This window comes from Rhizobium sp. YTUHZ044 (assembly GCF_051123975.1).
Lineage (GTDB): Bacteria > Pseudomonadota > Alphaproteobacteria > Rhizobiales > Rhizobiaceae > Rhizobium.
The window spans coordinates 3,606,852-3,619,943 of sequence record NZ_CP101426.1; the positions used below are offsets into that span (position 1 = coordinate 3,606,852).

The 13,092-nt window shown below is 62.5% G+C and carries 12 protein-coding genes; 4 read left to right on the top strand and 8 right to left on the bottom strand.

All coding sequences use genetic code 11. The annotated features are described in order from the left end of the window. Positions 1 to 119: 119 nt before the first annotated feature. The 4 genes from NL154_RS17795 to NL154_RS17810 all read left to right on the top strand — a co-directional run bounded on the left by NL154_RS17795 (position 120) and on the right by NL154_RS17810 (position 3,282). Positions 120 to 1,112 carry a Bug family tripartite tricarboxylate transporter substrate binding protein gene (locus NL154_RS17795; RefSeq protein ID WP_210629904.1) on the top strand — a complete coding sequence of 331 codons (993 nt, stop codon included), beginning with the start codon at positions 120 to 122 and terminating at the stop codon, positions 1,110 to 1,112. Between the two features lie 144 nt (positions 1,113 to 1,256). Continuing rightward, a complete protein-coding gene (locus NL154_RS17800) occupies positions 1,257 to 1,445 on the top strand; it encodes a YegP family protein (RefSeq protein ID WP_064694384.1) in 189 nt (62 codons plus the stop codon). Between the two features lie 247 nt (positions 1,446 to 1,692). After that, complete coding sequence (locus NL154_RS17805; protein ID WP_221122993.1) at positions 1,693 to 2,031, top strand: YciI family protein; 339 nt, start codon at positions 1,693 to 1,695, stop codon at positions 2,029 to 2,031. A gap of 6 nt (positions 2,032 to 2,037) precedes the next feature. Further along, the gene (locus tag NL154_RS17810; RefSeq protein ID WP_221163810.1) at positions 2,038 to 3,282 is read left to right on the top strand and encodes an RNA polymerase sigma factor; all 1,245 of its coding nucleotides are present in this window, start codon (positions 2,038 to 2,040) and stop codon (positions 3,280 to 3,282) included. Between the two features lie 6 nt (positions 3,283 to 3,288). Here the strand turns inward: NL154_RS17810 and NL154_RS17815 are convergent, their stop codons facing one another. The 8 genes from NL154_RS17815 to NL154_RS17850 all read right to left on the bottom strand — a co-directional run bounded on the left by NL154_RS17815 (position 3,289) and on the right by NL154_RS17850 (position 12,924). Further along, entirely contained in the window at positions 3,289 to 4,320 is a 1,032-nt protein-coding gene (locus tag NL154_RS17815) for a peptidoglycan -binding protein (RefSeq protein WP_210629902.1), read from the bottom strand. Between the two features lie 3 nt (positions 4,321 to 4,323). Beyond that, positions 4,324 to 5,427, bottom strand: coding sequence for a MotA/TolQ/ExbB proton channel family protein (locus tag NL154_RS17820; RefSeq protein ID WP_221154589.1), 1,104 nt, complete (start codon positions 5,425 to 5,427; stop codon positions 4,324 to 4,326). A gap of 112 nt (positions 5,428 to 5,539) precedes the next feature. Then, positions 5,540 to 6,340: an inositol monophosphatase family protein gene (locus NL154_RS17825; protein WP_210629900.1), complete on the bottom strand. Its 801-nt coding sequence runs from the start codon at positions 6,338 to 6,340 to the stop codon at positions 5,540 to 5,542. A 199-nt stretch (positions 6,341 to 6,539) separates the two neighbouring features. Next, positions 6,540 to 7,637: a protein-glutamate methylesterase/protein-glutamine glutaminase gene (locus NL154_RS17830; protein ID WP_210629899.1), complete on the bottom strand. Its 1,098-nt coding sequence runs from the start codon at positions 7,635 to 7,637 to the stop codon at positions 6,540 to 6,542. A gap of 8 nt (positions 7,638 to 7,645) precedes the next feature. Next, positions 7,646 to 8,503 (bottom strand): CheR family methyltransferase, encoded by an 858-nt coding sequence (locus NL154_RS17835; protein ID WP_210629898.1) that lies wholly within the window; start codon positions 8,501 to 8,503, stop codon positions 7,646 to 7,648. A gap of 29 nt (positions 8,504 to 8,532) precedes the next feature. Beyond that, positions 8,533 to 9,015, bottom strand: a complete 483-nt coding sequence (locus NL154_RS17840; protein WP_171049239.1) for a chemotaxis protein CheW — start codon at positions 9,013 to 9,015, stop codon at positions 8,533 to 8,535. After that, a complete protein-coding gene (locus NL154_RS17845; RefSeq protein ID WP_434733133.1) occupies positions 9,012 to 10,829 on the bottom strand; it encodes a methyl-accepting chemotaxis protein in 1,818 nt (605 codons plus the stop codon). Before NL154_RS17845 ends, NL154_RS17840 begins: the two co-directional genes overlap by 4 nt. A 169-nt stretch (positions 10,830 to 10,998) precedes the next feature. Then, positions 10,999 to 12,924 carry a HAMP domain-containing methyl-accepting chemotaxis protein gene (locus tag NL154_RS17850; RefSeq protein WP_221146438.1) on the bottom strand — a complete coding sequence of 642 codons (1,926 nt, stop codon included), beginning with the start codon at positions 12,922 to 12,924 and terminating at the stop codon, positions 10,999 to 11,001. Between the last annotated feature and the right edge of the window lie 168 nt (positions 12,925 to 13,092).

A 13,092-nucleotide genomic window follows, 5' to 3' on the forward strand; every position in this document is an offset into this window, starting at 1 on the left:
CGCACGCTACTAAAGTCGGACTTCGCTGCGCCTTCCCGCGGTTGTCTTTCCCGCCCCCTGCCCTACCCTCTTCATGCCCTGGGTGGGGATTGCTGTTGAATTCATGGGAGGAGATAGGAATGGCGCTTTCCAACATCACGCGACGCACGGGCCTCGCGCTCGCTCTTGGCCTCACTGCAATGCTGGCGCTTGGCAGGCCTGCCGTTGCCACGGATTTTCCCGATCGCGCGATCACCATGGTCGTGCCTTTCGCCGCCGGCGGCTCAACCGATGTCGTCGCGCGCATCGTCGCGCAGAAGATGTCGGAGGATCTCGGCCAGCAGGTGATCGTCCAGAACGTCGCAGGCGCCGGCGGTAACCTCGGCGCCGGCAACGTCGCCCGCGCTGAGCCCGACGGCTACACCATTCTGATGGGCACGGTCGCGACCCACGCCCTCAACCCGCTGATCCTCAAATCGACCCCCTACGATCCCGAGAAGGATTTCGCGCCGGTCTCGCTGCTCGTCGTCGTGCCGAACGTGCTGGTCGTCAATCCGGAATTGCCGGCAAAGACGGTGCAGGAGCTGATCGCGCTCTTGAAGGCCGAGCCCGATAAATACAGTTACGCCTCGTCGGGCAACGGCACGCCGCTGCATCTTTCCGGCGAACTTTTCAAGTCGATGGCCGGCGTCAGCATGCAGCACATCCCGTACAAGGGCGCGGGGCCTGCATTGAACGACGTCATCGGCAACCAGGTGCCGATCATGTTCGATAACCTGCCCTCATCGTCCAGCCATATCAAGGCAGGCACGCTGCGGGCGCTGGCGGTGACGACGGCCGAGCGCGCACCCTCCTTCCCCGACGTGCCGACGATCGCCGAGTCAGGCATTCCAGGCTATGAGACCTATACTTGGAACGCGCTCTTCGCTCCGGCAAAAACGCCGAGCGAGGCGGTCACGCGCCTCAACGCCTCGGCCAGAAAGGCGCTCACTGACCCCGCCGTTGCCGAACGGATGAAGGAGTTCAGCGCCACCATCGTCGGCTCGACACCGGAAGAACTCGCCGTCCATGTAAAATCCGAGCTCGCCAAATGGGGGCCGGTCGTCAAGGGCGCGAACATTCAGATGGAGTGATGCGAAGACGTTCGTCTGTCTCCCGTGCCTGCGTCCGATGGAAACGACCGCACTACGATTCTCATTAAGGTAGTGGAAAAGCTCGCCATTTTGATCTAGCCTCCTCGACGCTGATCGTGCAATTCAGCGTTTCGGGAGACATCCATGTACAAATTCGAAGTCTACAAGGATAAATCAGGCGAATTCCGTTTCCGCTTCAAGGCATCGAACGGGGAAACAATGTTCAGTTCCGAGGGCTACAAGGCGAAAGCGTCCGCCCTGAACGCCATCGAATCCATCAAGAAGAATACCTCCGGCGCCGAGATCGTCGACCAGACGAAGGCCGAAGCCTGAGCGGCATGGCCGGGCGGCATCGATGCCGCCCTGCTTTTTTTGCGCCCTCGAGCGGCGCGGGTGTCTTTGAGACCGGCGCGCCTGCTGGTGATTTCCGGCGCTGTTTTTCAAATATTTCTTCAGAGCCATGTCGAAACGACCGGCGATCGCGCCTCATTGTCTTGGAACGGCTGAGCCGCTCCACCAGGCTAGACCGGCTTTCGTCGGCGGCCTGGATCAAAGCCAACAACGAGATCAGGAGTTTTCCATGCAATATGCCCTCATCATTCGCGAAGCGCCGGAGGATTTCGCCCGCCGTAGCGATCCAGCCTATCGCGATGGCTGGGTCGCCTACACGCAGGCGCTTGTCCAGGCGGGGATCATGACCGGCGGCGCCGGGCTGACAGCGCCCGAGACCGGGACGGTCATACGCCGCAAAGGCGAGGATCACGATGTCCAGGACGGTCCCTATCCGGAAGGCAAGGAACAACTGGGCGGCTTCTATCTGATCGAGGTTCCCGATTTGGACGCCGCGCTCGAATGGGCGACGCGCATTCCGATTTCCGACAAGGGTTCCGTCGAAGTGCGCCCTCGCCTGCAGATGTGAGGAAGGATGTCACCCGATGCAGGACGCGCCGCCGAGCAGGTGGCGCGACAGTCCTATGGCAAGCTGATCGCCTTTCTTGCCGCCCGTTCGCGCGACGTGCCGGCGGCAGAGGACTCATTGTCGGAAGCACTGGCGTCAGCCCTGCGGGTCTGGCCGGAGCGCGGCGTTCCTGCCAATCCGGAAGCCTGGCTGCTGGTGGCCGCCCGCCGCAACCTGATGCAGGCGGCCCGCCACCGCGCCGTCGAGGCCAACGCACAAACGACGATATCGGTCGCCCTGGAGGAAGCCGAAGAACGGATGAACGAAGCCGGCAATTCCGTCTTTCCCGATGAACGGCTGAAGCTGCTCTTCGCCTGCGCCCATCCTGCCATCGACAGCTCGGTGCATACGGCGCTGATGCTGCAGACGATTCTCGGCATCGAAGCGAGGACCATCGCGCGGGCCTTCGTCGTGTCACCGGAAGCTATGAGCCAGCGGCTGGTGCGGGCCAAGGTGAAGATCCGCGAGGCCGGCATTCCCTTCACCATACCGCCTCGGCCCGCGCTGCCTGGTCGGCTTGCCGCCGTGCTTTCGGCGATCTACGCCGCCTACGGCCTCGGATGGGACGGTCTCGATGGCGAGGAAGCGCACCATTCGCTTGCCGGCGAAGCGATCTGGCTCGGCCGGGCGCTTCTGACGGTGCTGCCGGATGAGCCGGAAGCGATCGGCCTCGTCTCGCTGATGCTTTACTGCGAAGCCCGCCGCAGCGCCCGTCGTGACCGCGCCGGTCGCTATGTGCCGCTGGACGAGCAGGACCCGGCCAGCTGGGACGCCACCATGATCGCGGAGGCGGACGCGCTGCTGCGCAACGCAGGGGGCCTCAACCGTTTCGGCCCCTATCAGTGTCAGGCGGCGATTCAATCGGTACATACGGCGCGCCGCCTCTCGGGGACGACCGACTGGCAGGCACTGACGACGCTCTATGCCGCGTTGCTGACGATGAAGCCGACGCTCGGCGCGCGCGTCGCCCAAGCGGCGGTGATTGGCCGGGCTTTAAGCCCCGCCGAGGGCCTGACCCTGCTCGACAAGGTTGATCCCCGCGCGATTGCAGCCTATCAGCCCTACTGGGCTGTACGTGCTTTTCTTCTGGCGCGAGCCGGCAACGATGCTGCCGCGGCCGACGCCTACATGACGGCGCTCGGCCTCAGCGACAGCCCCTCGGTCCGCGCCTTTCTTGCCGACCGGCTCGCCGAAGCGCGGCGGACAACATGAAGCTGATCATTTCTCGGTCAGCTTCAGCTCGATGCGGCGGTTGGTGGCGCGCGCATCCGGCGTATCGCCCGGCGCGATCGGTTGGAACTCACCGAAGCCGGCGGCGACGAGTCGGTCGGCAGGGACGCCCTGGCCAATCAGGAACTTGACGACCGAAATGGCGCGCTCTGAGGAGAGTTCCCAGTTGTCGCGATAGCGGCCGGTCCCGGCAAGCGGCACATTATCGGTATGGCCGTCGACACGCAGCACCCAGTTGATCTCCGGGGGAATTTCCTTGGCGAGATCAAGGAGAGCGGCGGCGAGCTTCGCCATTTCCGTCTGCCCGTCCGGATTGAGATCCGCGCCGCCCGAGGGAAACAGCACTTCCGACTGGAAGACGAACCGGTCGCCGACGATGCGGATATTCTCGCGATCCGATAGGATCTCGCGCAACCGGCCGAAGAAGTCGGAACGGTAACGGTTCAGTTCCTGTACGCGCGCCGCCAGCGCCACGTTGAGGCGACTGCCGAGATCGGCGATCTTGGTCTGCGAGACCCGGTCCTTCTCCTCGGATGCCTGCAGTGCCGCTTCGACCGCGGCGATTTGGCTGCGGAGTGCGGCAATCTGCTGATTCAAGAGTTCGACCTGGCTCAGCGCCCGTTCGCTCACCTGCTTCTGCTCGTCGAGCTCCTGCGTCATTGCGCCGATCCGCTTCTGAGCCGCATCCTGGCCGCCCGAGCCGGCGTTCAGCAACGCCTGAAGCCGCGACCGGTCGCTTTCAGCAGTCGCGAGCGAGGCTTGTAGGTTGGCGACTGAATCCTGGAGATCCTGATTGCTGCCCTTTTCGAGCGCCAGAAGCTGCGTCAACTCGTTGATCTGGCTATTGAGACGATTGAGCACCTCGTCGCGCCCAGTGATTTCGCGGCTGAGGATGAACTGCCCGACGACGAAGACCGTCAGCAGGAACATGATCGAAATGAGCAGCGTCGACAACGCATCGACGAAGCCCGGCCAGTAATCCACCGTGCGTTCGCGGCGGCGGTTGCGGGCAAGTGCCATGGCTTATTTGCCCTCGCTCTTTTCTGCATGGCTCGTGCGCTCGCGCAGGCGCTCGGCCCGCTCGCCGCCCCGCTCCTGCAGGCCGATGCGCTCGGCCAACCGATCGAGCGTGCGGCGCATGGCTTTCGCCTCGTCCTGCTGTGCCTCGATCCAGTCACGCAGCATCTGCTGCTCGTTGCGCATATTCTTGACCAGACCCTGAATGCCTTCGGCAAGGCTTGCCATGGCGGCGACAGAGCGCTGGCTTCCGACACCGCCTTCTTCGGAGACCTTGCGCAGATACTCGGAGAGTGCGCGCATGTCGTCCGAGGAAGACCCGGCAACGGCATCGAGCGCCGGCGCAAGATCGGAGCCGACATCGGTGACCGAGGAGAGCCAGTTTTCCAGTTCCGTGTAGAAGCGATTCTGCGCGCGACCGGCCTGTAGGTCGAGGAAGCCGAGAATGAGCGAACCGGAAAGGCCGAGCAGCGACGACGAGAAGGCCTGCCCCATGCCTGAAAGCGGCGTCGACAGCCCCTCCTTCAGTGCAGAGAGCACGTCCGCCGTGCCGTTCGAACCGGCATCGAGTGACTGGATAACGGTGCTGATCGAGCCGATCGTGCCAATGAGACCCCAGAACGTGCCGAGCAGGCCAAGGAAGACCAGGAGGCCGATCAGGTAGCGCGAAACGTCACGCGATTCGTCGAGGCGGGTGGCGATCGAATCGAGAATCGAACGCAGCGCGGTCGTCGACAGCGCCACCGACGCCTTGCGGCTGCCGATCAGCGCCCGCATCGGCGCAAGCAGCCGTGGGTTACGGTTGACCTTATCCGCGCTGCCGGCAGCGCGGAAGGAATTGAACCAGCGCACTTCGGGGCGAAGCGCCAGCACGTGATTGAAAACAAGGACGATTCCGACTGCGAGAACGCCGAGGATCAGGCCGTTGAGGCCCGGATTGTGCATGAAGGCGGTCTGCGTCTGCCGAAAGAGGATCGCGGCAATGAACCCGACAATGACGAGAAAAAGCAGCATCGTCCAGAGGAAGGGCATGGGGCTCGAGAGCCTGTAGGTATAACCGCCGGCCGTCTTTTCGGTGGAGCCGATCTCCGCCACATTCACATTTTCCATAGGTTCAGCAGCCTCCGAACTCATTGCTGGCGGAGACTAGAGCAACATTGTGCCGAATTGAAGTATGCCGGGGCGAAAACCGTGACTTTACAACAGCCGGTTTTTCATGCGCTCACTTGGCAGGAATCGGCCGCTTGATGACCTCGATCAACGCCTTATGGATGTGTTCGTTGCCGGCGACGATCGCACCGCCCTCCAGAATGGCCGCTCCGCCATCCCAATCGGTGGCGAAGCCGCCGGCTTCACGGATGAGCAGGATACCGGCCGCCATGTCCCAGGGTGCAAGCTCCGCCTCCCAGAAGCCGTCGAAACGTCCGGCGGCGACATGGGCGAGATCGAGGGTCGGCGCGCCCAGGCGGCGGATGCCGGCCACTTCGCCCATCACGTGGCGCAGTTCGACCAGGAACTTGCCGTGATTGCGCTTGCCGAGCGCGGGCACACCGCAGCCGATGACGCAATCCGACAGCACGCGGCGCGCAGCGACGCGCAGGCGCCGGTCGTTGAGGAAGGCGCCGCCGCCGCGCTCGGCGGTATAGAGCTCGTCGGTCGCAGGATTGAAGACGACGGCGGCCACGATCTCGCCGTTGCGTTCGAGTGCGATCGAGACGGCGAAGGCCGGGATGCCGTGGAGGAAGTTCGTCGTGCCGTCGAGCGGATCGACGATCCAGCGATGTGCTCCGTCGGTGCCCTTGATCTCTTCGGTTTCCTCGCCGAGAAAGCCATAGGTCGGCCGCGCCTTTAGCAGCTCTTCCCTGACGATCTTCTCGGCCTTGCGGTCGGCAGCGGAAACGAAATCGCCCGGTCCCTTCACCGAAACCTGCAGGTTCTGCACTTCGCCGAAATCACGCCCCAGCGATTTTCCTGCCTTGAGGGCAGCCTGAACCATGACATTGAGAAGAGCTGAACGGGCCATCGGCGCATTTCCTTGGGACTGATACGGGACGCGCGCTGCCAGGGGCGGGAAATGTCCCTGAACATGCATGACAGGCAGCGCTGCAAAGATTGGCGGCCTCAAGACCACAAAATCGCGGAAATTTCAAGGGGAGGCACACATGGCTGCCCGCAGGCCTGAAAAGCGCCGCCTTATTTTCCATCGGAACCCGGAACCGGCCTTAGAACTTCTGCTGCGTTATCAGGACTTCGCGGGCGATCTGATCGAGCGGCAGAATGCGGTCGACCCCGCCTTTGGCAATCGCCTCCTTCGGCATGCCGAAGACAACGGAGCTCGCCTCGTCCTGCGCCACCGTGTAGGCGCCGGCTTCATGCATCTCCAACATGCCGCGCGCACCGTCGTCGCCCATGCCCGTCATAATGATCCCCATGGCGTTCGAACCGGCCGAACGCGCCGCCGAACGGAAGAGCACGTCGACGGAAGGCCGGTGGCGGGAAACCAACGGCCCGCTCTTCACACTGACATGATAGCGCGCACCCTGGCGTTCGAGCAGCATGTGCCTGTCACCAGGCGCGATCAGCACATGGCCGCGCAGCACCGGATCGCCGTCGGCGGCCTCCTTGACCTCGACCTCGCAGAGCCCGTTCAGACGTTTGGCGAAGGCGGCAGTGAATTTCTCCGGCATATGCTGGACGATCACCATGCCGGGCGCATTGGCCGGCAGTTCCTCCAGGAATTCGCGCAGCGCCTCGGTGCCGCCGGTGGAGGCACCCACGCAGACAACCATCTCCGTCGTCTTCGCCATCGCCCGCCCCGTCGGCGGCGGCAGCATGGCATCCGCCGTCAGCTTCTTGGCCGGCCCCTCGGCGGAAGCGGAACGAATGGTTCCCGCGGCGCGGCGCACGGTCGAAAGCCGCGCCTGCGAAGCGCTCTTGACAACTTCGCGAATCCGCATGGCGTCATCGGCAAGGCTGTCGGCGGCGCCGATCTTCGATTTCAGGATGACGTCGACGGCGCCCGCCTCCAAAGCCTGAATCAACGTTTCCGAACCCGCCTCCGTCAGCGACGAGCACATCACGACCGGGATCGGCCGCTGTGCCATCAGCTTGCGCAGGAAGGTGATGCCGTCCATGCGCGGCATCTCCACGTCGAGCGTGATGACATCGGGGATCTCGTCCAGCAGCCTGCGCGCCGCGACGAAGGGATCAGACGCCACCGCCATGATCTCGATGTCGGGATCCTGCTCAAGCACATGGGCCAGCGTCTGTCGGACGCTGGCGGAATCGTCGATAATGAGAACGCGGATTTTCTTGCGCATAACCGCCTCTAGATACGCTGAAACACCGTGTTCGAAACCTGTTTCAGCGGCAGGTCGAAACCGGTGATCGACTCGGAGTGGCCGATGAACATGTAGCCGCCCTTCGCCAGGCAATTGCAGAGGCGGTTGAGCACGCCCGCCTGCGTCTGCTTGTCGAAGTAGATCAGCACGTTGCGGCAGAAGATGATGTTCATCAAGTCGCCGACCGGATATTTGTCGTCCATCAGGTTCATCCGTGCAAACCCCACCCTGCTGCGCAGTTTAGGGCTTATGCGCACCTCCTTGCGGCCCGGCTGCTTGGCGACCAGCACATATTTGCGCTGCAGGTCGCGCGGCACGGGTGCGATCAGGTCTTCCGGATAGATGCCCCGGCGCGCCGTCTGCAGCACGTCGGTGGAAAGATCGGTGGCAAGCACGCTATAGGAAACGTCATTGCGGCCTTCCGCGAATTCAGCCAGCACCATCGCCATCGTATAGGGTTCGGCCCCCGTCGAACAGGCCGAGCTCCAGGTACGAATGGTGCGCACGCCGCTATTGGCGATCGCCGGCAGCGCCACGGTCTGCAGGTAATCGAAATGCTTGGCTTCCCGGAAGAAGTCGGTCTTGTTGGTCGTCACCACGTCGATCAGGTAGACGGTTTCCTGGGCAAGCCCATCATGATTGAACAGGAAGTCGCAATAATCGTCGAAGGTCGAATGATTAGTCGCACGAAGGCGGCGTCTCAGCCGCCCTTCGAGCATCGTCAGCTTGGTCGGCGGCATCTTGATGCCGCTATAGTCGTAGATGAACCGGGCAAGCTTTTCGAAATTCCGCTTGCTGATCCGGTCCCCCGGCAATTGGGTTTCCACCGCTGCTGCCATACTCATGGAACGCATTACTCCGGGTTGACGCGCGATCATGCCGCCGATTGCAGTGCAGAAGCATCCTCGCGCGACAAGAGACGTGCGAGATCGATGATGACGACAAAGCCGTTTTCACGGCGAACGACGCCGGCGATATAGTCCGAGCGCCAGCGCACACCGATGTCAGGCGCCGCCTCGATCTGGTCACGCCGGAACGGTGTAACTTCGAAGACGCGGTCGGCGACGAGGCCGAGCGTTAGCAGCCGGCTTTCCATCGGCACGTCGAGCACGAGCACCCGCGTATGTGGCGTCGGCACCGTCTTCGTCATGCCGAGCTTCAATCGAAGATCGATGGTCGGCACGCCCTGCCCACGCACGTCGCGCAGGCCGAGCAGATAGTCGGGACCATTCGGAATCTTGAACGCTTCCGCATAGTCGAGGATTTCCCGCACGACCTCGACCGGCACGGCAAAAATTTCCTCACCGAGGCTGAAGGTCACGAATTGCGCTTCCAGAGATGTCGTTGCCATGATCATGCACTTTCCTTGAATTCGGCGTCGCCATCATCGGGACCGCCCATGGAGAGATCGAGTGCGAAACCTTTCACCCGCGCCTGCTGGCCGGCGACACTGCCGGCCGCCGGTTTCTTGATCGCCGGCTTGCGGGCGGCGCTGGGAGCCGGGCTGCGGGCCGTCATCTTGACGGCCGGCGCGCGTGACAGGCGGTTGCCTGCCGTATCGACCCTGAAGAAGGCAATCGAGGTCTGCAGTTCTTCCGCCTGGGAGGCAAGTTCTTCCGAGGTCGCCGACATCTGTTCGGAGGCGCCGGCATTCTGCTGAGTCACCTTGTCGAGCTGTTGGATCGCCTCGTTGATCTGGGCCGCACCGACATCCTGCTCGCGGCAGGCCGCGCTGATTTCGGCAACGAGTTCCGCCGTCTTGCGGATGTCGGGCACCAGGCGGCCGAGCATGTCGCCGGCTTCTTGGGCGGCCTTGACCGTATCGCCCGACATGGCGCTGATTTCGGCCGCGGCCGACTGGCTGCGTTCGGCAAGCTTGCGCACTTCCGACGCGACCACTGCAAAGCCCTTGCCGTGTTCGCCGGCACGCGCCGCCTCCACAGCGGCATTGAGAGCGAGAAGATCCGTCTGACGAGCGATTTCCTGAACGATGCTGATCTTCTCGGCAATAGTCCGCATCGCCTGCACGGCACGCGTCACCGCATCACCGCTCGCTTCCGCGTCCTTGGCCGACTGCCGCGCGATCTTCTCCGTTTGGGCGGCATTGTCGGCGTTCTGCTTGATATTGGCGGCCATCTCCTCCATCGAGGCCGACGCCTCTTCGGCCGAAGCCGCCTGTTCGCTCGCGCCCTGCGACACCTGTTCGGAACTTGCCGAAAGCTGCTGGCTGCCGGACGAGACGTTCTCGGCTGCCGAGATCGCGTCGGCGACGACGCCGCGCAGCCGCTCGACCATCTGTTCGAGCGCAATGCCGAGCGTATCCTTCTCTGAAAGGGGCTTCGGGGATACCATGAGGTCGCCGTTCGAAATCTGGTTGGCGATCGTCGCGGTGTTGCGCAGGTTTGCCGTCATCCTGCTCATCGAATCGACGAGATCGCGGATTTCGTCATTGCTCTTATGCTCTATCTTCTGCTCGAGATCCCCGATGCTGACCGCGTCGGCGAGGTTGACGGCGCGCTTGAGGCCGCGGGAGATGTTAAGCAGGATCCAGATCGCGGCCGCCGACGAGACAAAGATCAAACCCACCGTCATCATGACAAGCAGATTACGCGATTGGGCATACTGCTCGTTGGTGGCCGCATCCGTTTCCGCGAGATTGGCTGTCACGGTGTCGTTCAGCTTGGTGAGAATACCGAGCAGCTGGGCCGTCGCCTGCTGCCCTTCGCCCATTGAGATGACGCCGGCTTGAGCATTTGATTCCGTCGTATTCTCGGTGGCGAGACCGGCGATGCGATCCTGCAACCTGGTCCATTTACTATAGAGATCACCGAACTTGGCCATCTCCTTCTTGATCTCCGCATCGTTCGAGGCGGCAAGACGGCCCTGCAGTGTCTTGATGACTTCGTGCTGTTGCGCAATCTCCTCGACATAGCCTGTAATCTTGACCGGATCCGTATTGATGATCGCGTCCTTTTCGGCGCGGATAGAGCGCATGACGGCATCGGAAAGATCGCCCGAATCGCGCAGGTTGGCGACCGGACCGGCGACCATGATCGATATCTCACTGTTCAACGCCGAAAGAGTATAGATCGCAAGACCCGCCATGCCGCACGTGAGTAGAACGATAAAACCGAATACCAAGCTTAGTTTGAGTTTGATTGTGAAGCGCATTTCAAGCCCTCGTTAGTACCGCAGCGGGTATTCCGCGAAATCGCACATAGTGCCGTCGTGAAAACGCTTCATGCGTTGCCGGCAGAGCCGGCATGACCAAGTGCGTCCATGCACCGGTTCGATGCTGGGGCCGCTGTCGCCGCGGCCCCAGTCCTGTGTCCGAAGAGCACTACGCGCTCTCGCGGAATTCTTCGTCCGCAATATCTGGTCCGCCCATCGACATGTCGAGAGCAAACCCCTTCGCACGAGCCTGTTGGGCGGCCACGCTGCCGGCAGCCGGTTTCTTGGCCGCAGGCTTGCGCGCAGCGGTGGGAGCTGCACCCCGAACCGTCATCTTGACGGCCGGCGTGCGGGACTGGCGGTTGCCTGCCGTATCGACCTTGAAGAAGGCGATCGACGTCTGCAGTTCTTCCGCCTGCGCGGCGAGCTCCTCTGAAGTTGCAGACATCTGTTCGGAGGCGCCGGCGTTCTGCTGCGTGACCTTGTCGAGCTGCTGGATCGCCTCGTTGATCTGGGCCGCACCGATATCCTGTTCACGGCAGGCAGCACTGATCTCGGAAACGAGTTCCGCCGTCTTGCGGATGTCGGGCACCAGGCGGCCCAGCATTTCGCCGGCCTCCTGAGCGGCTGTCACGGTATCGCTCGACATGGCGCTGATTTCGGCGGCGGCCGACTGGCTGCGTTCGGCAAGCTTGCGCACCTCCGAGGCCACCACCGCAAAACCCTTGCCGTGTTCGCCGGCGCGTGCTGCTTCCACCGCCGCATTAAGGGCAAGCAGATCGGTCTGACGGGCGATTTCCTGCACGATGCCGATCTTCTGGGCGATCGTGCGCATGGCGTCGACGGCGCGCGTCACCGCCTCGCCGCTGGCTTCCGCATCCTTTGCAGACTGCCGGGCGATCTTTTCCGTCTGCGCGGCATTGTCGGCATTCTGCTTGATGTTCGAGGCCATCTCTTCCATCGAGGCCGACGCCTCTTCGGCCGACGCGGCCTGCTCGGTGGCGCCTTGCGACACCTGTTCGGAACTTGCCGAAAGCTCCTGGCTGCCGGCCGAAACATTTTCGGCGGCCGAAATCGCGTCTGCGACCACGCCGCGCAACCGCTCAACCATCTGCTCCAGCGCAAGGCCCAGTGCATCCTTGTCGGAGAGCGGCTTCGGAGACACAGTGAGATCGCCATTGGCGATCTGGTTGGCAATCCCCGCCGTGGTCCTCAGATTGGCGATCATGCTCTGCATCGCAATCCCGAGCGCGTCCTTGTCCGAGAGAGGCTTGGCATCGGTGGTCAGATCGCCCATGGCGATCTGGTCGGCAAGGGCGGCGGTCGATCGCAGATTGGCGGTCATGGTGTTGACCGTATCGATGAGGTCCTTGATCTCGTCATTGGTCCTGACGTCGACTTTCTGATTGAGATCGCCGATTGCCACGGCGTTTGCGACGCTCGTGATCTTCCTCAGACCATTGTTGATGCCGAGCGTGATCCACAATGCGGCGCCGAGGGCCATAAGCACGGCGATTCCGGATGCTGTGGTGAGGATGAGCTTGGTCGAATTGTAAAGATCGCTGTTCGACTGATCGGTCGCTTGCATGCCTTTGCGCTGGATCTCCGTGAGGGCGGCAATCGCATCGCCCATGTCCCCGGTCATCGCCCGGAGATCGCCAAGTGAAAGCGCGAGCGCGGATGCCTTATCACCCCTGGCATCGAGTTGCTGCAGCTCGGCGGACTTCTCGCGGAATTTCCCGCCAACGCTCCGCAGCTTCTCCCAATGCGGCTTGCCTTCCGGAGAGGCGATGGCCAAGCCGGCGTCGACAGCGTCGAACATGGCCTGCAGGTTCTGGTCGGCCTCTTTGTAGAAGCCGGCGGCCGTGTCCGGATCGGTGGAAAGCAGCGCGTTCTTCTGAGCCCGAATGGCGTTGACTTCGGCGATGTTGGCGTTCAGCGCCAGTTCCAGCCGGCGCATCGGGCCGTCGATCATGTTGCCGCTCGCCTCGTTCAATGTGCCGAGGCTAAAGCTTCCATAAACTGCAATGCCGATCAGCAGCAGCGTCATGATCCCGAAAGCGAGACCCAATTTCAGTTTGATAGTGAAACGCATGTGATACCCCGTTTTATGCGCCAAAACGATTGGATAGAGAGACGTTCCGGTCTGGGAACGCCGAACTTCAGAGTGATGTGTCTGAAAGAGGGAAAGCGACTGCATTCACTTCCCGGCAGCCGGACATCGATCGGTCGCAGCGCCAACGCCTACACGCGTTGGGGATAT

Coding starts and splice junctions, on each gene's coding strand:
- NL154_RS17850 (WP_221146438.1), bottom strand. CDS start 12,924: ATGCGTTTCACTATCAAACTGAAATTGGGTCTCGCTTTCGGGATCATG.
- NL154_RS17835 (WP_210629898.1), bottom strand. CDS start 8,503: ATGAGTATGGCAGCAGCGGTGGAAACCCAATTGCCGGGGGACCGGATC.
- NL154_RS17805 (WP_221122993.1), top strand. CDS start 1,693: ATGCAATATGCCCTCATCATTCGCGAAGCGCCGGAGGATTTCGCCCGC.
- NL154_RS17825 (WP_210629900.1), bottom strand. CDS start 6,340: ATGGCCCGTTCAGCTCTTCTCAATGTCATGGTTCAGGCTGCCCTCAAG.
- NL154_RS17820 (WP_221154589.1), bottom strand. CDS start 5,427: ATGGAAAATGTGAATGTGGCGGAGATCGGCTCCACCGAAAAGACGGCC.
- NL154_RS17815 (WP_210629902.1), bottom strand. CDS start 4,320: ATGGCACTTGCCCGCAACCGCCGCCGCGAACGCACGGTGGATTACTGG.
- NL154_RS17840 (WP_171049239.1), bottom strand. CDS start 9,015: ATGATCATGGCAACGACATCTCTGGAAGCGCAATTCGTGACCTTCAGC.
- NL154_RS17800 (WP_064694384.1), top strand. CDS start 1,257: ATGTACAAATTCGAAGTCTACAAGGATAAATCAGGCGAATTCCGTTTC.
- NL154_RS17810 (WP_221163810.1), top strand. CDS start 2,038: ATGTCACCCGATGCAGGACGCGCCGCCGAGCAGGTGGCGCGACAGTCC.
- NL154_RS17795 (WP_210629904.1), top strand. CDS start 120: ATGGCGCTTTCCAACATCACGCGACGCACGGGCCTCGCGCTCGCTCTT.
- NL154_RS17830 (WP_210629899.1), bottom strand. CDS start 7,637: ATGCGCAAGAAAATCCGCGTTCTCATTATCGACGATTCCGCCAGCGTC.
- NL154_RS17845 (WP_434733133.1), bottom strand. CDS start 10,829: ATGCGCTTCACAATCAAACTCAAACTAAGCTTGGTATTCGGTTTTATC.